24 protein-coding genes are annotated in these 17,291 nt (G+C 62.6%); 16 read left to right on the top strand and 8 right to left on the bottom strand.

Annotated elements, in window-relative coordinates; translation table 11 throughout:
* Window positions 1-46 precede the first annotated feature (46 nt).
* The gene (locus ACQ5J0_RS02180) at window positions 47-451 is read left to right on the top strand and encodes a DUF6632 domain-containing protein (protein WP_462568894.1); all 405 of its coding nucleotides are present in this window, start codon (window positions 47-49) and stop codon (window positions 449-451) included.
* 167 nt (window positions 452-618) lie between these two features.
* Here ACQ5J0_RS02180 and ACQ5J0_RS02175 read toward each other — a convergent pair whose 3' ends face one another.
* Both ACQ5J0_RS02175 and ACQ5J0_RS02170 read right to left on the bottom strand, forming a co-directional pair.
* Entirely contained in the window at window positions 619-2,190 is a 1,572-nt protein-coding gene (locus ACQ5J0_RS02175) for a GmrSD restriction endonuclease domain-containing protein (protein ID WP_462568893.1), read from the bottom strand.
* Window positions 2,191-2,266: 76 nt separating this feature from the next.
* Window positions 2,267-2,971 carry a DUF2726 domain-containing protein gene (locus ACQ5J0_RS02170; RefSeq protein ID WP_462568892.1) on the bottom strand — a complete coding sequence of 235 codons (705 nt, stop codon included), beginning with the start codon at window positions 2,969-2,971 and terminating at the stop codon, window positions 2,267-2,269.
* 92 nt (window positions 2,972-3,063) lie between these two features.
* On the opposite strand from ACQ5J0_RS02170, the gene ACQ5J0_RS02165 reads away from it, so the two are divergent.
* A complete protein-coding gene (locus ACQ5J0_RS02165; RefSeq protein WP_462568891.1) occupies window positions 3,064-3,687 on the top strand; it encodes a cation efflux transmembrane domain-containing protein in 624 nt (207 codons plus the stop codon).
* 58 nt (window positions 3,688-3,745) lie between these two features.
* On the opposite strand, the gene ACQ5J0_RS02160 is transcribed toward ACQ5J0_RS02165, so the two are convergent.
* Window positions 3,746-4,195: a pyridoxamine 5'-phosphate oxidase family protein gene (locus ACQ5J0_RS02160; RefSeq protein ID WP_462568890.1), complete on the bottom strand. Its 450-nt coding sequence runs from the start codon at window positions 4,193-4,195 to the stop codon at window positions 3,746-3,748.
* 137 nt (window positions 4,196-4,332) lie between these two features.
* Between ACQ5J0_RS02160 and ACQ5J0_RS02155 the strand changes: the two genes are divergently transcribed.
* On the top strand, window positions 4,333-4,752 hold the full coding sequence (locus ACQ5J0_RS02155; protein ID WP_462568889.1) for a DUF6491 family protein: 420 nt from the start codon (window positions 4,333-4,335) through the stop codon (window positions 4,750-4,752).
* Between the two features lie 4 nt (window positions 4,753-4,756).
* Here ACQ5J0_RS02155 and ACQ5J0_RS02150 read toward each other — a convergent pair whose 3' ends face one another.
* Window positions 4,757-5,011 (bottom strand): DUF2061 domain-containing protein, encoded by a 255-nt coding sequence (locus ACQ5J0_RS02150; protein ID WP_462568888.1) that lies wholly within the window; start codon window positions 5,009-5,011, stop codon window positions 4,757-4,759.
* Window positions 5,012-5,096: 85 nt separating this feature from the next.
* Between ACQ5J0_RS02150 and ACQ5J0_RS02145 the strand changes: the two genes are divergently transcribed.
* Window positions 5,097-6,140 carry a hypothetical protein gene (locus tag ACQ5J0_RS02145; RefSeq protein WP_462568887.1) on the top strand — a complete coding sequence of 348 codons (1,044 nt, stop codon included), beginning with the start codon at window positions 5,097-5,099 and terminating at the stop codon, window positions 6,138-6,140.
* A gap of 356 nt (window positions 6,141-6,496) precedes the next feature.
* On the top strand, window positions 6,497-8,047 hold the full coding sequence (locus ACQ5J0_RS02140) for an AIPR family protein (protein ID WP_462568886.1): 1,551 nt from the start codon (window positions 6,497-6,499) through the stop codon (window positions 8,045-8,047).
* Between the two features lie 71 nt (window positions 8,048-8,118).
* Here the strand turns inward: ACQ5J0_RS02140 and ACQ5J0_RS02135 are convergent, their stop codons facing one another.
* A complete protein-coding gene (locus tag ACQ5J0_RS02135; protein ID WP_462568885.1) occupies window positions 8,119-8,718 on the bottom strand; it encodes a hypothetical protein in 600 nt (199 codons plus the stop codon).
* Between the two features lie 129 nt (window positions 8,719-8,847).
* Between ACQ5J0_RS02135 and ACQ5J0_RS02130 the strand changes: the two genes are divergently transcribed.
* The 3 genes from ACQ5J0_RS02130 (at window position 8,848) to ACQ5J0_RS02120 (ending at window position 10,001) form a co-directional block, all read left to right on the top strand.
* A complete protein-coding gene (locus tag ACQ5J0_RS02130; protein ID WP_462568884.1) occupies window positions 8,848-9,234 on the top strand; it encodes a hypothetical protein in 387 nt (128 codons plus the stop codon).
* 224 nt (window positions 9,235-9,458) lie between these two features.
* Window positions 9,459-9,812: an HPF/RaiA family ribosome-associated protein gene (locus ACQ5J0_RS02125; protein WP_462568883.1), complete on the top strand. Its 354-nt coding sequence runs from the start codon at window positions 9,459-9,461 to the stop codon at window positions 9,810-9,812.
* Window positions 9,813-9,821: 9 nt separating this feature from the next.
* Window positions 9,822-10,001 carry a hypothetical protein gene (locus ACQ5J0_RS02120; RefSeq protein WP_462568882.1) on the top strand — a complete coding sequence of 60 codons (180 nt, stop codon included), beginning with the start codon at window positions 9,822-9,824 and terminating at the stop codon, window positions 9,999-10,001.
* A 43-nt stretch (window positions 10,002-10,044) separates the two neighbouring features.
* Here the strand turns inward: ACQ5J0_RS02120 and ACQ5J0_RS02115 are convergent, their stop codons facing one another.
* Complete coding sequence (locus ACQ5J0_RS02115; RefSeq protein ID WP_462568881.1) at window positions 10,045-10,179, bottom strand: hypothetical protein; 135 nt, start codon at window positions 10,177-10,179, stop codon at window positions 10,045-10,047.
* A 147-nt stretch (window positions 10,180-10,326) separates the two neighbouring features.
* Between ACQ5J0_RS02115 and ACQ5J0_RS02110 the strand changes: the two genes are divergently transcribed.
* The 4 genes from ACQ5J0_RS02110 to ACQ5J0_RS02095 all read left to right on the top strand — a co-directional run bounded on the left by ACQ5J0_RS02110 (window position 10,327) and on the right by ACQ5J0_RS02095 (window position 12,727).
* Window positions 10,327-10,899, top strand: a complete 573-nt coding sequence (locus tag ACQ5J0_RS02110) for a hypothetical protein (RefSeq protein ID WP_462568880.1) — start codon at window positions 10,327-10,329, stop codon at window positions 10,897-10,899.
* Between the two features lie 168 nt (window positions 10,900-11,067).
* Window positions 11,068-11,661, top strand: coding sequence for a fasciclin domain-containing protein (locus tag ACQ5J0_RS02105; protein WP_462568879.1), 594 nt, complete (start codon window positions 11,068-11,070; stop codon window positions 11,659-11,661).
* 132 nt (window positions 11,662-11,793) lie between these two features.
* On the top strand, window positions 11,794-12,249 hold the full coding sequence (locus tag ACQ5J0_RS02100; protein ID WP_462568878.1) for a COG3650 family protein: 456 nt from the start codon (window positions 11,794-11,796) through the stop codon (window positions 12,247-12,249).
* 25 nt (window positions 12,250-12,274) lie between these two features.
* Entirely contained in the window at window positions 12,275-12,727 is a 453-nt protein-coding gene (locus tag ACQ5J0_RS02095) for a DUF3429 domain-containing protein (protein ID WP_462568877.1), read from the top strand.
* Here ACQ5J0_RS02095 and ACQ5J0_RS02090 read toward each other — a convergent pair.
* A complete protein-coding gene (locus tag ACQ5J0_RS02090; RefSeq protein WP_462568876.1) occupies window positions 12,724-13,062 on the bottom strand; it encodes an Mpo1-like protein in 339 nt (112 codons plus the stop codon). The two genes, ACQ5J0_RS02095 and ACQ5J0_RS02090, sit on opposite strands and share 4 nt — an antisense overlap.
* 156 nt (window positions 13,063-13,218) lie before the next feature.
* Here ACQ5J0_RS02090 and ACQ5J0_RS02085 point away from each other — a divergent pair, with 156 nt between their 5' ends.
* Window positions 13,219-14,301, top strand: coding sequence for a PAS domain-containing protein (locus ACQ5J0_RS02085; RefSeq protein ID WP_462568875.1), 1,083 nt, complete (start codon window positions 13,219-13,221; stop codon window positions 14,299-14,301).
* A 9-nt stretch (window positions 14,302-14,310) separates the two neighbouring features.
* Window positions 14,311-14,709: a response regulator gene (locus ACQ5J0_RS02080; RefSeq protein WP_462568874.1), complete on the top strand. Its 399-nt coding sequence runs from the start codon at window positions 14,311-14,313 to the stop codon at window positions 14,707-14,709.
* A gap of 16 nt (window positions 14,710-14,725) precedes the next feature.
* On the opposite strand, the gene ACQ5J0_RS02075 is transcribed toward ACQ5J0_RS02080, so the two are convergent.
* Window positions 14,726-16,156, bottom strand: coding sequence for a S41 family peptidase (locus tag ACQ5J0_RS02075; RefSeq protein ID WP_462568873.1), 1,431 nt, complete (start codon window positions 16,154-16,156; stop codon window positions 14,726-14,728).
* Window positions 16,157-16,389: 233 nt separating this feature from the next.
* On the opposite strand from ACQ5J0_RS02075, the gene ACQ5J0_RS02070 reads away from it, so the two are divergent.
* Window positions 16,390-16,971, top strand: coding sequence for a YbhB/YbcL family Raf kinase inhibitor-like protein (locus ACQ5J0_RS02070; RefSeq protein ID WP_462568872.1), 582 nt, complete (start codon window positions 16,390-16,392; stop codon window positions 16,969-16,971).
* 68 nt (window positions 16,972-17,039) lie between these two features.
* On the top strand, window positions 17,040-17,291 hold the full coding sequence (locus ACQ5J0_RS02065; protein ID WP_462568871.1) for an SWIB/MDM2 domain-containing protein: 252 nt from the start codon (window positions 17,040-17,042) through the stop codon (window positions 17,289-17,291).

The following is a 17,291-nucleotide window of genomic DNA, read 5'->3' as shown; positions in this document are numbered from 1 at the left end:
CAGACACGCTTCGCGGGCCGCGCCTCCATGAAAGAGGACGCCTGCCATGTCCGCATACCGCCTGCTGCAAGTGCTGCTCGTCGCCTTCGGGCTGGTGTTCTGCCTCGTCTGGCCGCTTGCCGTGGTCTGGCCCGCGGGCTGGGCCTGGCACGCGGGCGCGCCCTCGGCCTCGCAATATTTCATGATGATCGTCGGGGTCTATGCCACGCTGGGCGTGTTCCTGATCGCCGCCGCGCGCGACCCGCTCGCGCATGCCTCGCTGATCTGGTTCGCCGCCGTGTCGAGCGCGGTCCACGCCGCGATCATGGCGCTCCAGTCGCTCGCCGACCCGATGCACCGCGGCCATTTGCTGGGCGACGTCCCCGCGCTGCTGCTGGTGACGGTTGCCTTCGCGGTGCTGCTGCCGAGGGCGCAGCGCGAGGGGGCGGGGGGAGTGAAGGGGGTGGTTTGAGGGGGCGGACTGCTTCTGACGAGCGGGAACATCAAGAGTAAGGCCTCATCCGGACAGGTCGAGGAGTGCGTGAGGGGATGGAGGCAGATGAGCTGCGTCTACAACGAAACCGGGCGCGAGTTATACATCGGCCAGGGTGATCGGCAGCAGGACCGAAGCGGCCTCGATTATCCAATTCTTGCTTCTGCATCGCTCAGTAAGAGATCAGTGCGCTCCTCAATGAACTTCGAATAATCATCTTCGAACAGAGATTCAGGACAGAGCGCTGCACTCAGGGTCGCAGATATGTCTCCTTGCATATCTGTCCTGTAGTCCGATGGCGCGCGCCCCCCGAGTTTGCGATTATCTGCTCGAGACAGAAAGGCAAAGTTTGCAAGGCAACTATCCGGATATGCTAACTGACCAGATTCTTTGAGAAATTGTTTCGGCATCAAATGGTGAAATTCAGATCTGTTGGCATCCTTCAATTTTTCAGCGAGATCAACCAGAGCGCCTGATATAAAAGATCTTGGCAAGTAACTTGCCAATATTAAGATAAATGTCTTTGTGTTTACATTCCCGATGCCGAATATGTTATCTTTGAAAAAATCCGCATCAACGGTGACAGCAAATTCTCCAAGCTTAGAAGCCTCACCAGCCCTCAATTTTGCCATTTCGGCTATATCGTTTTTTAAGTTCCTCAGCACACCGGAACTATAGCGACGGGACAGGGATGAGCGCCAGAACCATCGATCAATCTGCTTCCTCTGGGCGTCGGTGTATGAGGCTTCCTTATTGCCTGGCACAGCGAAAAAAACTGCGAGTGGTACAAGTTGTGTTGAGAAAGGCAAGTTCGCAAGCTTCTCGACCTTATAATTCGTCCTCACATAGTCTATCGCATACTTTATTCCATTTGTAATTTTGTCGAAGTTTTGTCTTACATTTTCACCGTTAAGCTCCATCAGCGCCTTGGGTGAGGCGTCACCGGTCAGAACTGCTGAGCAACAGCGTAACAAAAGGTTCGTATCTGATCCTACATCGGAGAATCCGAAAGGCTCGATCTCGTCGGCTAGTTCCTCAAACTGAGTCTGAAGAAGGAAGTCGTTACTCCAAGTCCAAGCGGTAAAAAGTTGAAAAGTATTCAGCGCAACTCCTTGGCGATTTACCCGTTCAAAAATAATGGCGACGGTCGCTCTATCTTCAGTCTTTGTGATCTGCGCAGGAATTTGCACCGTTGTGAAGCGATTTCGCATTGCGTCGATGCGTTTTAATGCGTCAACATCTTTCAGCGAGCGCGTGAGCTCCGCGTACTTCTCGACGTCGAAGAGGCTCCGAAGCGGAAAGTACCTCGCATCTTCGCTTTCGTCCGGTTTCAGTGCGACAAATTGATTTTCTTGTGCTGACTGGTCTGCGCTCAGGTCGTAATAAATGTCCAGCCAAGCAGCATCTTCGGTAGGCTCAAGGCCATTTTGAAAAACTCCAAAGATTGAAGTGATACGTTGCTGTCCGTCCAATACGTAAAAGACCGGATAATCGTCCTTCAGTTCGGGAACTTTAAATGGACCGAGGTCTCTTTCAATTTCCAAACGTTCTTTAGATTGCCAAAGAAGGAGGGATCCGAATGGGAAGCTCTTGTAAATGGAATCCATCAGATAAGCGACACGCTCGGCATCCCAAACGAAGCCGCGCTGAAACGCGGGAACCCTGATCTGTCCGTTCTTTACCTGCTCCAATATGTCGCTGATAGTGTAGTTTGCCATAGTTCCCCCTAACCAATGATCAGCATGTAGTTTGATGGATGGAGGTAAGTCGAGACAAAGTTTTCAATTCCGCAAATCAGGAACAGTCAACCTGATTGGCGTCCCTAGGCTGCGGAACCAACCTCTCCACCAGCGCCCGCAACTCACCCGGCGTCGTGTGCCCCGCGACCACCTCGTGATAGCCGGTCCCCGCCTTGCGCAGCGCTTCCTTCTTCACCGCGTCGCGCGCGGCGGTCGAGGCGTTCAAATGGTGGCCCGAGCCCTGATATTCGAGCGCGTGGACCACGCGGCAGTGCTCGTCCATCAGCGCGAAATCGACGCGTTTGGAATTGATCGCGCGGAAGGCCTCGTCGTCGGGGCTGGCGAGGAACTCGCCGAGGCTGACCTGCGCCATCACCTGCCAGCCGGGGTTGCGCGCGATCACCGCCTTGTCGAGCGCGGTGAAGACCTTGGCCTCCGACCGGTTGAGCAGGCTGCGCGCGGTGAAGCTGGCCCCGCTCACCAGCTTGAGCTGATCCGCCGCAAAGTGCGCGGCGTCTTGTGGGCCTGTCGCTGCGCTGCCTGAGGCCGCCCTTTGCCTGCGTTCCGCCGCCTCGATGGTCTTGAGGCTGGGGCCCTTCTTGCCGAACTTCCCCGCATTGCGGCCCCGCCAATAGGCTTTGCGCCTCGCCGCATCGGCTTTCGCGAACGCGCGTTCGAAGCCGATCCCGATCAGCGCGCCGATCAATAGCACGACCAGCAGAGCCAGCGGACGATCGAGCAGGAAGTTCACGGTCTCCATGCCGCGAATATCGCCGCGATACCTTGAGATCAGGTGAAAGGCTGCGGGAAGGGGGCCTTGCCCCCACCGCGCCCCTAAGCCACATAGCCGCCATGTCCGCCGACTGCTGCTCCGCCAAATCCGCCACGCTCGAGACGCTCGCCCGCCAGGCCGACCAGCGGCGCGTGCTCGTCATCGTGCTGGCGATCAACGCGGTGATGTTCGTGCTCGAATTCGGGGCGGGGGTGATCGCCGGGTCGGCCGCGCTCATGGCGGATGCCTCCGACATGCTGGGCGATGCGCTGGTCTATGCGGTCAGCCTCTATGCGCTCGCGCGTTCCGACCGCTGGAAGGCGGGGGCGGCGATGCTCAAGGGGGTGGTGATCCTGGCGCTGGGCATCGGGATCGCGGTCAACGTCGCGCTCAAGATCCAGAGCGGGGTGCCGCCGTCCTCGGCGCTGATGCTGGGGTTCGGCGCGGTGGCGCTGGTCGCCAATCTGGTCTGCTTCCGGCTGCTCACCCGCTTCCGCCATCAGGACGTCAACATGGCGAGCACCTGGGAATGTTCGCGCAACGACCTGATCAACAACACCGGCGTGATCCTCGCCGCCGTGCTGGTCTGGTGGCTGGCCTCGCCCTGGCCCGACATCGTGATCGGCTCGCTGATGGCGCTGATGTTCCTGCGCTCGGCGTTCCGGGTCATGCGCGAGGCCGCGCCGCAATTGCGCGCCGCCTGAGGAGTTTCCAGCCCACCCCTGGCCCCTCCCGCAAGCGGGAGGGGGATTTCCGGCCCGCCTACTCGATATCGAAATCGCCTTCCTCTTCGCCGTCCCAATAGGCGGCGCGTGTGGCGTGGACGTGGAGCAGGATCATGCCTTCGGTGTCCACGCCGTCCTCGAACCAGCGGTCGAGTTCGTCCACCCAGTGCTCTTTGAATTGCGCCTTGTCGCGGACGATCTCGGCCTTGCCCTCGATCGAGATGAAGATCCCCGGCGCGCCGTCCTCGGAGCCCTTGCCCTGGAGCGAGAGCCCGACCTTGGGGTCGCGCTTGATGTCGTCCACCATCAGGCAGTCTTCCCAGGTGAAGTAATAGCTGTCGCCATCGTAATCGACCTGGCGGTTGTTGCTCATCGGGCGCGCGCCGATCTGGCCGTCCTTGGTGTGGGTGCTCAGCATCGCGAAATCGATGTCCTTCATCGCCTCGGCGATGTGGGCGAGATGCTGCTTGGGGTTCTTGTCGGCCATGGTGGGGAATGCTCCTTTGCGCTTCCGGTCGTCTAGAGCGCGCGGTGGCAGGGCTTGTTCCCCGCCCTGGCTCGCGGCCCGCCGGAACCGACCCGCGCCTCCGCCCATTGACCCTGTATCGCCAATGGAGAACCGCGATGAACCCCTCGACCCCGCATTCCCCTTCCGCCGCCCTCCTGGGCACGCTCGCCGCCAGCCTCGCGCTGGCCGGCTGCACGCAGGGCGAACCCGAGCCGATCGAGCCGGTCGCGCTCTCGTCCGAGCGCCAGTGCTTCTTCACCCGCCAGATCAACGGCTATTCCGAAGCGCCCGACGGCCCGCGCGGCGAGGAACGGCTCTATGTCAACACCGGGGTCAACGACCGCTATCTGCTCGAAACCTTCGGCCCGTGCCCCGATATCGACTGGTCGTTCTCGATCGCGCTCGACTCCCGCTTCGCCGGCACCAGCCTGTGCAGCGGCGAAACCGTCACCGTGCTGGTGCCGCAGAGCGTTGGCGGGATTCCCAACCGCTGCACCGCGCGGGTGCTCGGCAAGGTGATCGAACCAAGCTCCTGACGCGTCAGCGGGAGGCCGAACGCTCCTGCGCGCCGTGGCGGTGGAGCAGCATATCTAGCAGCGGCGGGCGGTCTTTGCGCTCCCCCGTACGCTCCCAGGCGCGCTCGTGGAAGAAGAACACCACCGCGTTGACCAGCGGTTCGACCAGCGCGATCCCGCCCGCCAGCGCGAGCGAGCCGGTGAACAGATAGGCGACGGTGAAGCCGACCAGCAGGTGGAGGACCAGAAAGCTCAGCGTCTTGGACAGGTTGCGGTTCATGGTTGAAAGATGCGCGAGCGGGGCAAATCGTTCCAGACGATTGCTGCGGCCACACTGATCGCTTTCTGCGATAATGGTTTCTGTGATGGGGGGCAGGCGCTGCTCGAACCGCGAGGCTTGCGTCCGCGCTCTCGTCGGGCGATATTCCCCGCGCCCCCGTCAGGCGATATTCATCGCCTCGCGACCAGGGGCTGCGGCCTGGCGCCGACACTTCCTCGGACACTTTTCACGGATTCTGGCAGGACACAGCGCTATCCCGGTCGTCGAACACAGCGCTCGCGAGGAGCCCGGCAGGCGATCCGAGCTCGCGCGCCTGCGCCTTCCCCGCCTGCGTCTTCCCGAGGGCGCCCCGCGCCGCGCCGGGGCGATCGCCGCCGCGCTCGCGATCGAGCTGCTGATCCTGTGGGCGCTGCTCAGCCTCGGGGTGGGCAGCGGGGCGGGCAGCCCCGAGACCGCCAGCGTCACCAGTTTCGATGTCCGCGAGACCAGCGAGCCCGAGGCGGCCGAGGCGCAGGCTGCGCCCGAAGCCGAGCCGGCCCCCTCCGCGCCCGCCCCCGACCCTGCCACGCCGCAGGACCCCGCGCCCGCAACCCCGCAGCAACCCAGCCCGCTGACCATCCCGCCGACCGCGCTGCCGCGCGAGAGCCCGGTCTTCATTCCCCCGGCGCCGCCCGCACCGCCCCCGGCCGAGATGCAGCCCGAGGCTCCTCCCGCACCGCAGACGCCCCCGCGCGCCACCGCGGTGATCCGCCCCGGCGCGCAATACGGCCCCGCCAACACCCCGCGCGCCGGCTCGCCCGACAGCGAGGTGGTGGGCCGCGCCCCCGACGGCTCGCCGCTCTACGCCGCGCGCTGGTACCGCGAGCCCAGCCATCAGGAGCTGGCCGGTTACCTTTCCGCCGCGCGCGGGCCGGGCTGGGGGCTGATCGCCTGCAAGACCGCACCGAACTGGCGGGTCGAGGAATGCGTGATCGTCGGCGAGAGCCCCGCGGGCTCGCAGATCGCCCGCTCGGCGCAGGCCGCCGCCTGGCAATTCCAGGTCCGCCCCCCTCGCGTGGGCGGGGAGTATCAGGTGGGAGCGTGGGTGCGGATCCGGATCACCTACGCGCTGGCGCCGGGGGCGGGATGAGGTTGGGGTGATCGTTGAGGGTCTTCAAAATTTGGGCGGGAACGTTTGCCAATATGGCACGGCCGGAATTTCTCAGGGAAAAGATGGCTGGACTACTTGTCGTTCCTGGGTCTGTCGGTGCACTAAGTAACACGATTTATGTGTTACAGATTTTTGGGTGAATACAAATATGCCAATGCACCGCGTTATCGCAGGACAATTGAAAGCGTTTGCGGAACAGTTTGAAGTGAAGGAAAAAGAGTCAAAGACATTTGAGGCTTTTGTAAATTACGTCATATTTCGTTGCGATAACTGCGGATAACGTGTCTCCTAATGACCTGGTGTACGAGGGGGACGATCCGGGTTTGGACGGAGTGATGATTTTTCTCGACGATCAGTATGTTTCCTCTCCTGAGGAGATAGATCTTATCCTGAAAGGGGGTAAGCGTGATGTGACGGCGTCAGTAGTCTTTACTCAGTCAAAATCGGGTGAAAGCTGGGTAAAGCATGAAATTAATACGTTCAAAGCTGCGGTGGAAGATTTTCTAAAGGAAAAGCCAGAATACCCGATGAGTGACTTTTTGAAGTCAGCCCATTCGACGTTTAATTCCCTAATTTCTAACGTAGGAAAGCTGAGTGGAGGACGTCCAAATTGCGAAGCCTATTTCGCTACGACGGGTCAAGTTCCTCCAGAAAATGCGCGTGAGCTTTGGGCCGCACGCAACACAATGAATCTTGGCATAAAGGAAACGGGGCTTTTCGGTGAAGTTGCTGTCGAATTTCTTGATCGTGACGTTCTTCTGGCGAAATGGAACGCAGCTGAGGGTGCGGTTGAAACTACATTGAGTGTCCTTGGAATGGCGTCTTTCCCTAAGTCGCCAAAGATCGAGGAAGGGTATGTAGTCACGGCGCGTGCGAAGGATTTTGTGGTGTCGGTTCTTTCGGATGAGAAAGGAAAGCTCCGTACGAATATCTTTGACGAGAATGTACGGGCATACATTGGGTCCGATAATGACGTTAACGCGGAGATAATTGAGACCATCGAGGATGCGGACCGACAGAAAAGGTTCGGTGTTCTAAATAATGGAATTACTATTATTTCTCCAGATGTTAGAGTGCAGGGAAATGAAGTATTTTTGAAAAACTTTCAGATCGTAAATGGATGCCAAACATCCAATATTCTTTTTTCTGAAAGGGGGAAGCTGACCGAAGATGCAACTCTCATGCTTAAGATAATTGAAACTGATGATGCAGGTTTGATCGACGAGATTGTACGCTCAACGAACAGGCAGTCGAAAGTTCAAGATGAACAATTTCTCGCGACTCTTGATGCTATTAAGGCGATCGAGCGCTTTTTCGAAGCTCGTGGCGCCGATGAAGAGCATCGTCTTTATTTTGAAAGGAGAACGCACCAATTTGCAGATGAAGAAGTGAAGGCGATAAGGGTGTTCGATATCAAGGAGGTCGCGCACGCTTCTGCTTCTATGTTTCTTGCGAGACCGGATTTAGCAAGCCGCTATCCCAATCGCCTGACAGGTGAGATGCGTGATATGGTCTTCAATCCATCCTATAAAGAGGAAATCTATTATTCTTCCTCGTATTGCCTGTATAGACTGCTTTTGTTGCTATCCAACAATCGCATAGATCGGGCATACCGTCGCTTCCGCTGGCACGTTTTAATGGCAGTTCGGCTTTTTCTTGAGGGAGAGAGCCCGGCGTTGTTGAATCGAGGTGGTATTAGAGAGGCATGTCAGAACCTTGAACAATTTTTCGAACAAGATGACGCAAAAATCGACCGGTTGGCCGCGCTGTGTGCAGCAGCCTTTCCTGACACCAGTATACCACGCGATGATCTTCGTACTCAAAGCTATGTGAGCGAAGTCAGAGATCGGGTTCTAGATTATCGCAATAGTCACAAGGGCGTCTAGAAATCGTCGATTGGAAAATTAAATAAGGCACAGCATAATTTGCACGACCTCCTCCTGTAGCTGTATTTTCGCTAAAGTGGGTCGAAGAGAAGGTAAGTCTGCCGCCGGTTTTTTGACGGGCTCAGGCGCCAGCAAAAGGCGACGTTATTTCTAGCGAATTCCTCAATTTCGTCTGCCGCGCGCTTTGCGACATCGTCATCGTCGATCCAGTACAACGAGACCACCACGCCCGCGACGGGGCGGCCGTCTTCCTTCTCAATGACCTCCGCGGCACACCGACGCGCTTGGTTGGTCAAACTCAGTAGGCGACCGTTGGCCCGGGACACGCCGACGCTCATGCGTTGCTTGAATTCGAACGCCCAATGCCGACGGTCGGTGTGTAGCCAAAGATCACCGCGGCCATGACGTTTTCTTCGCCGGGCCTTGGTTTTGTCTTTTTTGGGTTCGAGCTTTTGCGTGCAGTACTCGGCAAGAGTAACATGGCCTGCCAGAGAACCGGCTGCTGCAAGTAGCGCAACGCTTGCAGTTTCATTGTATGCAAACGGATCGTCATCGTCCCATAGGTCTTGATGGCGGTCTATCAGCGTCGCCGCCCTTTCCATCCATCCCGACCAAACGTTATACTCCGTTGTGCGCGCATCGCCCGTCACCAGATCAACTCGAGTCGCCATATTTTCTCCCGTGCGTTTTCTTAGTCCCTACACAAAAACCTTCTGCACATACCCCGGCAATTCTTCTTTGTTGTTGCCGGCCCAAAAACCATTTTCCTACAGACCCCCATCTGTGGCTTATCCTCGCGGATGACTCACCCCGACCCGCACCCGCCCGCTCCCCGCGCGTCCCCAGCGCCCGCCCCTCCGCGCCCCAACACCGACTATCGCTGGACCCCGGACAAGGCGCTGGCCTTCCTCGGCGCGCTGGCGGAGTGCGGCAAGGTCGCGGCGGCGGCGCGGGCGGTGGGGATGACGCGGCAGTCGGCCTATCGGCTCAAGGCCCGCTCGGCGCTGGTGGCGCAGGCTTGGCCGCTGGCGCTCGCCGCGGGGCGCGAGCGGCGGGCCTTGCGGGGGCGGGGCGGCCCCTGGGACAGCCGCGAAGCGCAAGGTTGCAGTTCGCAAGGTTACGGTTCGCAAGGTTACAGGTCGCAAGGTGCCGGGCCGCAAGGTTACACGGAGGGAGCGGCATGGTGACGCTTCTGCGTCCGCAAGGCGACACTCCGCGCAGGCCAAGGTTACGCTTCGGCGCGCAAGGCGACGCTTTTCGCGCCCAAGGCGACACAAATCGGGCTTTTTGCCGCAGACCCTGTCCAATGTGTCAGACGGCGGCTATCGCACACGGCAACCGGCCAGCGGGGAACCGGGCAGCGGGGAACCGGCCCAGCCGCTTCCCGGTTGGACTCGCATTCCCATCTGCCATGGCCCAGCAACAACGGAGCACCCGCCGCCTCATGGATATCCAGTTCAACACCGACAATTCCCTCACCCACGTCTCGGGCGTGGCCGAGCGGGTCGAGGCGCATCTGCGCGAGCGGCTCGGCCGGTTCGAGGAGCGGCTGACCCGGCTCGAGGTGCATGTCGGCGACACCAACGGTCCCAAGGGCGGGCCCGAGGACATCGCCTGCACCATCGAGGCGCGGCCGCGCGGCGGTGCGCCGCTCAGCGCCAGCGCCGAGGCTGCCGATGTCGATGCGGCGGTGCGTTCGGCCTCGTCCAAGCTGGTCACCGTGCTCGACCGCCATTTCGGCAAGTCCGACCGGCACGGGCGCTGAGCGCGGGCGATGGCGGATCTCTATCTCAAGGCGCTCGAATCCGAACGCAAGAAACTGTGGGCGACCTGCCGGCTCAAGGGCCTGCCGCGCGATTCGATGGAACGCCAGCGGATCGCGATGATCGACGAGGACATCGCGGCGCACAAGGCGAAGCAGGCTCAGCCCAAAGCCAAGCCGGACAAGAAGTGAGCGCGCGGCTGGCTCCCGGCGGAGCCGGCCGCTACGCGGAAACTCAGCCGTTCTTCATGTTCTCCAGCCCCTTGATCCCGCCGGGCTTGGTGCTGGGGTTGGAGGCGTTCTGCTTGGGGCCCTTGTCGGCCTTGGGCTTGCGCGTCTCGCGGCTCTTCTTCTGTTGGCCTTTGGCCATGGCTCGTTCCAATCGGGCGGAATGCCCGCCGCCGGTCTACGCCGCCTGGCGAGCCAAGTCACAGGAAACCGGCAGGAAAATGCGTTTCCGGGAACTGGCGTGGGAACGGGCGCGGGAACGAGATGGCAAGAGGAGCGCTTGGGCTTGATGAAACATTATGCGCTGCTGCTCCCGCTCGTCCTGCTCGCCGCCTGCGCGCCCGAAGCTGAGGAGCCTGCCGCCGACGACGCTGCGGTCGCCACTACCGAACCTGCGGCGCCGCAACCCGCCGCGCCGGAACCCGGGGCCGTGGATTCCGACACGCTCACGCTCGGCGGCCTCGGCGAGCTGCGGATCGGCGAGCCGATCCCCGCGGGTAGCAGCTTCGCCTCGCGCGGCGCGCAGATCCCCGGCACCACCTGCCGCACCGTCAGCTCGCCCGACTATCCCGGGGTCCACGCCATGACCGTCGACGGCGAGGTCCGCCGGATCACGGTCTCGGACGAGTCCGAGGTCGCGCTGGTCGAGGGCATCGGCGCCGACGCCAGCGAGGCCCAAGTCCGCGCCGCCTTCCCCGGTTTCGAGGAGAGCCCGCACAAATACCTCGCCGCGCCGGGCAAATATCTCACCCAGCCGGGCCGCGACGCGCGGCTCCACTTCGAGATCGATACCGACGAGACGGTCAGCCTGATCCACGTCGGCGCGCAGCCCGAGCTGACCTGGGTCGAGGGGTGTGCCTGAGAATAGCTTCGGTCTTTCCGCAGCTTAACAAAGGTTGCAAAAGGCCGGGCGCCATAATTTCGCCTTTTTCGGAACCACCCCCGGTCTGAGCCGTAGGTGGGCCGAGGGTGCGGACAACACGCCGCATATCGGCCGACCGCGCCACCCTCCGAGAGAAGGAAAATTTCCATGAACAAGTTCGCAATTGCACTCGCCTCCGCCGCCTCGCTGGCGATCGTCGCCTGCGCCGAAGAGCCCGCCGACACCACGGCGATGGACGACGCCGCACTGGCCGACCAGATGGCCAATGAAGACGCCGCACTGGTCGGCGAGACCGACAACATCGTCGAAGTCGCGCAGGGCAACCCCGATTTCTCGACGCTCGTTTCGGCCGTCACCACCGCGGAGCTGGGTGAGACGCTTTCGGGCGAGGGTCCCTACACCGTCTTCGCTCCGACCAACGCCGCCTTCGACAAGATCCCGCAGGCGACCCGCGACGAGTTGATGAGCGAAGCCGGCCGTGAAGACCTCACCAACATCCTGACCTATCACGTCGTCGAAGGCGAAACGATGGCCGCCGCCCTGACCGCGGCAATCGAAGGTGCGGGCGCGGATGGCTACGAGCTCACCACCGTGAACGGCGCCACGCTGACCGCCACCATGGACGGCGGCAACGTCGTGCTGACCGACGCAGCGGGCAACACCGCCATCGTCACCGGCACCGATGTCGACGCCTCGAACGGCGTGATCCACTCGATCGACACGGTGCTGATGCCCGAGTAGTCGGCGCCAGTACGGCACCGACGACAAATCGACACCAAGGGCGGGTCCTGCTTCGGCAGGACCCGCCCTTGCGTTTCGCGGCCCGGCAGGACAATTGCCGGAGCCAGCGCAGACCAACGACGAGGAACCGGCATGCCGAAAGATCGCAATTTTCCCGCCTCGCTTGTGCGCCGCGGGCTCGCGCTGGCAGCGCTGCCGCTGCTGCTTGCCGCCTGCCAGAACGGCGCGGGCGCCGAGCGTTCGGTGGAGAGCTACGACGGGATCGCGTCCGACGAGACGGTCCATTTCACCGGGACCGAACCCTTCTGGGGCGGGCAAAGCGCCGGCGGCACGCTGACATACAGCACACCCGAGAATGTCGATGGCCGCACCATCTCGGTCGAACGCTTCGCCGGGAACAACGGTCTGTCGATCGCGGGCGAACTCGAGGGCGATGCGTTCGATCTGGTGGTGACGCCGGGAGAATGCTCGGACGGGATGAGCGACCGGACCTATCCCTTCGTCGCCACGCTGCAGATCGGCGAGGAGACTCGCTTCGGCTGCGCCTGGACCGATCGAACGCCCTTCGAAGGCAGCGAGGCGCCATGAACATGCCGATGAGCGAGAGTGCGGAATGAGGGCGGTTCCCGGCCTCCCGCGCTGGCTCGGCCTGGCAGGTCTTTTGCCGCAGATCGGCATGGTCGCCGCGCTCTTTGCAGGACCGCCGGAATGGCATGAGCCCGCTGCGCTGCTGGCCTATCTCTACGCCGGTCTGATCTTCGCCTTTCTGGGCGGCACATGGTGGGGCATCGCCGCCTGCGCGCCCGCGGCGCATCGCCGCCGGACGCATGGCTGGGTGTGGGTGGCCGGGGTGCTGCCCAGCCTGATCGCCTTCGCCGGGCTCGCACCGCCGCTGCTCGGCGCGCTGCCGCTCGAACCCTCGCTCGTCGCGCTGGGTGGCGGCCTGCTGATCAGCCCCGCACTCGATGCGCGGCTCGGGGCGCTGGCGCCGCGCTGGTGGATGGCTCTGCGGCTGCCGCTGTCGCTTGGGCTCGGCACCCTGACGATCGCCGCCGCGCTGGCCTAATCCTTGTGAGCGACCCCGGCGCGTTCGAGCTCGGGTCGCAACCGCCCGGTCAGCCAAAGCCACCACATCTTGAAGTCGGCACCCAGGCTCCACAGCGGATAGGTGAAGGTGGCGGGGCGGTTCTTCTCGACCGTGAAATGCGCGATCCAGGCGAAGAAATAGCCCGCCAGCGGCATGGCGAGCAGCAGCAGCCAGTTCCCGCTCAGAAGCGCCGTCAGCGCCAGCAGCACCACCAGAGTCGTGCCAGTGTAATGCAGCGCCCGCGTCCGCGGCCGCGCGTGCTCGCGCAGGTAATAGGGCCAGAATTCCGCGAAGCTGGTGTAGAGGCGCGCCATGCCCGGATAATGGGGGGAACCTAGCGGCGGGTCAATCGTCCAACCCTGGTCTGGTGGATCGCGCCGGGGAACGAAAATCCCCGCAAACCGTGAACAAACAAATGATAGGTTCAGATTTCAAGCAGTGCGACCCAGAGACCGGACAGGACGGGAACCGTGAAGAACGATAGCGACGATCCAAGGCCGACCCGGCCGGCGCAGACCTATACGGCGTTCGACGAGCCGAGCGACCGGCTCGGGGTCGAGCACGCGGCGGATGCCTTTCCCGGCTCGCCCGGCATGCTGTTCAAGCAGGCCATGGCGCAGACCCGGATGTCGATCTGCCTCAGCGATCCGCATCTGCCCGATAATCCGATCGTCTTCGCCAACCGGGCCTTTCGCGAACTGACTGGCTACGAGGATGGCGAGCTGATTGGCCGCAACTGCCGCTTCCTCCAGGGGCCCAAGACCGACCCTGCGCCAATCGCCGCGATGCGCGAGGCGATCGCCAACGAAGACGTGGTGATCGTCGAGATGCTCAACTACCGCAAGGACGGCTCGACCTTCTGGAACGCGCTGCATCTGGGGCCGATCTACGACGAGGACGGCAAGCTCGCCTATTTCTTCGGCAGCCAGTGGGATGTCACCGATCTGCGCGTAGCCCGCGCCGAGGAGCAGCATGCCCGTATGATGGCGCGCGAATTGTCGCACCGGATGAAGAATATGTTCGCGGTGATCTCGGGCATCGTCAACGTCACCGGACGGATGCGCGGCGTTCAACGCGAAGCGGCCGAAATCAACGATCGCATCCAGGCGCTGGGCCGCGCCTACGAGACCACGCTCGACGATGCCGCCAGCGGCACGATCGAGATCGGCAACGCGATCCATGCGATCCTCGATCCCTACGGCCGCAAGGGCGCGCCGCTCGACCTGCGCGGCAATGGCGCGCGCGTGCCGTTCTCGGTGGTCTCGATCGTCGGGCTGGTCCTGCACGAACTGGCCGCCAACGCGACCAAATACGGAGCATGGATCAACGAGACGGGGTCCGTCACCGTCGACTGGAACTCGCCTGCGCCCGACGAGACTCTGGTCGTCGAATGGCGCGAGCGCGGCGGGCCGAGGATCGATCCCGGCAGCATCGCGGCGGGTACCGGCAGCGCCATCGTCGACCGAATCCTGCGGACTGCATCGGGCACGATCGAACGCAGCTGGGACCCGAAAGGGTTCGAAGCGATTGTCTCCATACCGCTACGAGGGTGAGAACGACACTTGGCCGAAACCCACACCATTCTGCTGGTAGATGACGAGCCGCTGATCCTGATGGATCTGGAGATGGCTGCCGAAGACCGCAGTCTCGACTATCTGAGCGCTCCATCGGTGGAACGGGCACTGGCACTGATCGAGACCGGCGATCCGGCGATCGATCTGGCCGTGCTCGATTTCACCTTGCTCCACGGCACCGACTGCCTGCCGATTGCGCGCCGGCTCCAGCAAATGGGAATTCCCTTTATCGTCCATTCGGGCGATCTCGATCGCAGCGAAAAGGGCCTTGGCGACCTCGACGCCGTGCTGGTGCAGAAGCCCGCGCATTCCGACAAGGTGATCGCGGCGGCGCTGGTCGAGATGAAGGCCAGCGGCAACCGGCCGCGACCGCTCGCCGCCTCGTAACCCGACCGCCGCCGGATCAGAACAGGCCCGGCACTTCGCGCTGCGCTGCGGTGGGGCGATCGGGCTGGAGCAGAACCCGGCGATCGCCTGCGCCCTGCACACCGCGTTCCATCCCGCCGGCTATGGGCGTGCAGCTGCGCCCGGCAAGGAAATCGAGTGCAACGCTGACCGAGGCTTCCGCCGGGTCGCCGAGCTGGTTCAAGATGCCATCGTTCGCCGCGCAGGTGTTGGGCACGACCGAGGCGAGCCCGGTGAAATACTCGCCTTGATCCGCCGCATTGGTGGTCTTGAAGGTCACCGCGCGCAAGCGGTCGTCGCATTCCGACCGGTCGAAGGCGAACTGCCCCACGGGCTTGCCGTAGGTATTGGTCCCCACCAGCGCGAGATTGGTGCCGAGGTAGGGAATGAAGGAATTGGTCACCAGCTCGCTTGCCGAGGCGGTGCCGCCGCGCCCGATCACCGCCACTTTGCTTGCTGCGATCGCCTGCGGCTGGGCGGCGAACAGATCGACCTCGTTCTCCGCCGCCTTGGAGGGGCGCAGGATGGTCTTGCTGAAGACCTGGCCTTCGCGGCCCCGGGCCATCAGATCGCCCAGCAGTTCCGCCACCGATACCAGCCCGCCGCCATTGTAGCGCAGGTCGAGGATGACCCGGTCGACCCCGGCGTTGCGGAACTGCTGGAAGGCGGCGCGCAGCTGCGGGCCGGCGTCCTCGACGATGAAGGTGCGCAGATTGATATAGCCGACCTGACCGGTGCCATCGTCGAGGATTCTCACGCCGTAGCGATCGGAGATCGGATCGAGAGAGAACTCGGTCTTGGCGATGGTCGCACTGCGCTCGACCCCGCCGACATCGCGAAAGCCGAGACTCCGGCTGACGCCTGGATCGGACGGGCCGAGTGCATTGATGACCGCATTGGGGCCGCCCGATGCCATCAGGCTGGCGACCGCGGTCCCGTCGATCGACAGCAGCTCGGTTCCGCGGTCGATCCCGGCGGAAAGGGCGGGGGCGTTCTCGAAGGATTCCAGCACGAAAACGCGGTTAGCGCCGGTATCGTAGCCGAACCGTACGCCGAAGCCGGCGCTGGATCCGCTGTTGATCAGCTGAGTCTCTTCCGCGATCGAGGTAATGTAGGTGAAGCCCCGATCCTTCGACTGCGCCCGGGCCGGGGCGACCAGTGCGTCGATGTAGCTTTGCAGGTCGGAATAGGCGGCCGGGTTGACGTTGCTCGCCAGCAGCTCGGGGAAAAGGTACCATTCGTCGAGCACGCCGCGCACGAACTCCTGGCGGTTGGCGAGCGAGCAGGGGTCATTGGCGGTGCCGCCACCCGAGGTTCCCGGTGTCCCCCCGCCACCGCCGGCGACCGGGGCGCTCGGCGAACCACCCCCTCCGCAAGCGGCGAGCGAGAGCGCGAGCGTGGTGGACAGAAGCGTACGAGCGATGGTCATGGGGTGCGACTCCGGGAAGATGGCGGTAAGGAGGCCAGATCAAACCGGAGGCCGTGACAACAGCTCCCGACTGCCAGCATTAGTGCCAAACGCCGGAGTACTAGGCAAGTTTGCACTGCATTCGCGACCGAATGTGCGGGATTCCGGGCAAAAGCCGTGCATATTTGCCCGCAGGGCATGGTCTCGTGGCAAGAGGACGGTCAAAAGGACCGGATGAATCGAAGGAATTTCGCATGAGTAGCGCTGCATGGCTGGATAGCGCAGTCGGGGGAAGCAAGCCCGCCGGTGACCTGGTCATCGCGCGGGTGGGGTCCGAGCAGACGTTCGGCAAGTCCGGCTTCTCGCTCAAGAGTCCGGCGTTCGAGCATGGCGGCGAGCTGGATCCCAGCTTCACCGCCTGCGAGGAAGCCTCGGTGGCGCCGCCGCTGGAATGGACCGCGCCCCCGCCGGGTTCGCAGGAGCTCGTCCTGATCGTCGAGGATGTCGACGGACCCGAGGGCAAGCCCAATCTGCACTGGCTGGTCTGGGGCCTGGCGCCGCAGCGCGGCAAGCTGCTCGAGGGCGAGGCGCCGCCGCGCACGGGCAAGAACGCCGCGGGCAATTCCGAATGGCTGTTGCCCAACCCGCCGATCGGCGAGGAGCACCGCTACGTCTTCCAGCTGTTCGCGCTCGACCTGCCGCTGACCACGATGCCCGGGGCGAAGATCGAGCAGCTGATCAAGCAGATCGAAGGCCATGTCACGGCCTGCGCTGTGCTGACCGGCCGGTTCGAGGGTCATGAGGTCGAGGATTTGGATCTCGCCGACGATCTCTGAGAAGATTACCCGGAGGCCGGCAAGCCGGCACCGGAATACAAGCAAGACTGACTGAGAAAGGAACTACAATGGCTGGTAAGAACAACGCCCTTCAGAAACCCGTGACGCTGACTCCCGAACTGGAGAACGTGGTCGGCAAGGGTCCGATGACCCGGGCCCAGGTGACCTCGAAGGTATGGGAGCATATCAAGGCTCACGATCTGCAGGATTCCAAGGATCGCCGCATGATCAACCCCGACGACAAGCTCGGCGCGGTGATCGGCAAGGAACAGATCTCCATGTTCAAGATGACGGGCGCCGTCTCGAAGCACATGAGCTGA

It is taken from the genome of Qipengyuania sp. SM2512 (assembly GCF_054954005.1).
Note: the sequence above shows the minus strand (reverse complement) of the source record. Positions and strands in the feature narration are given on the sequence as shown.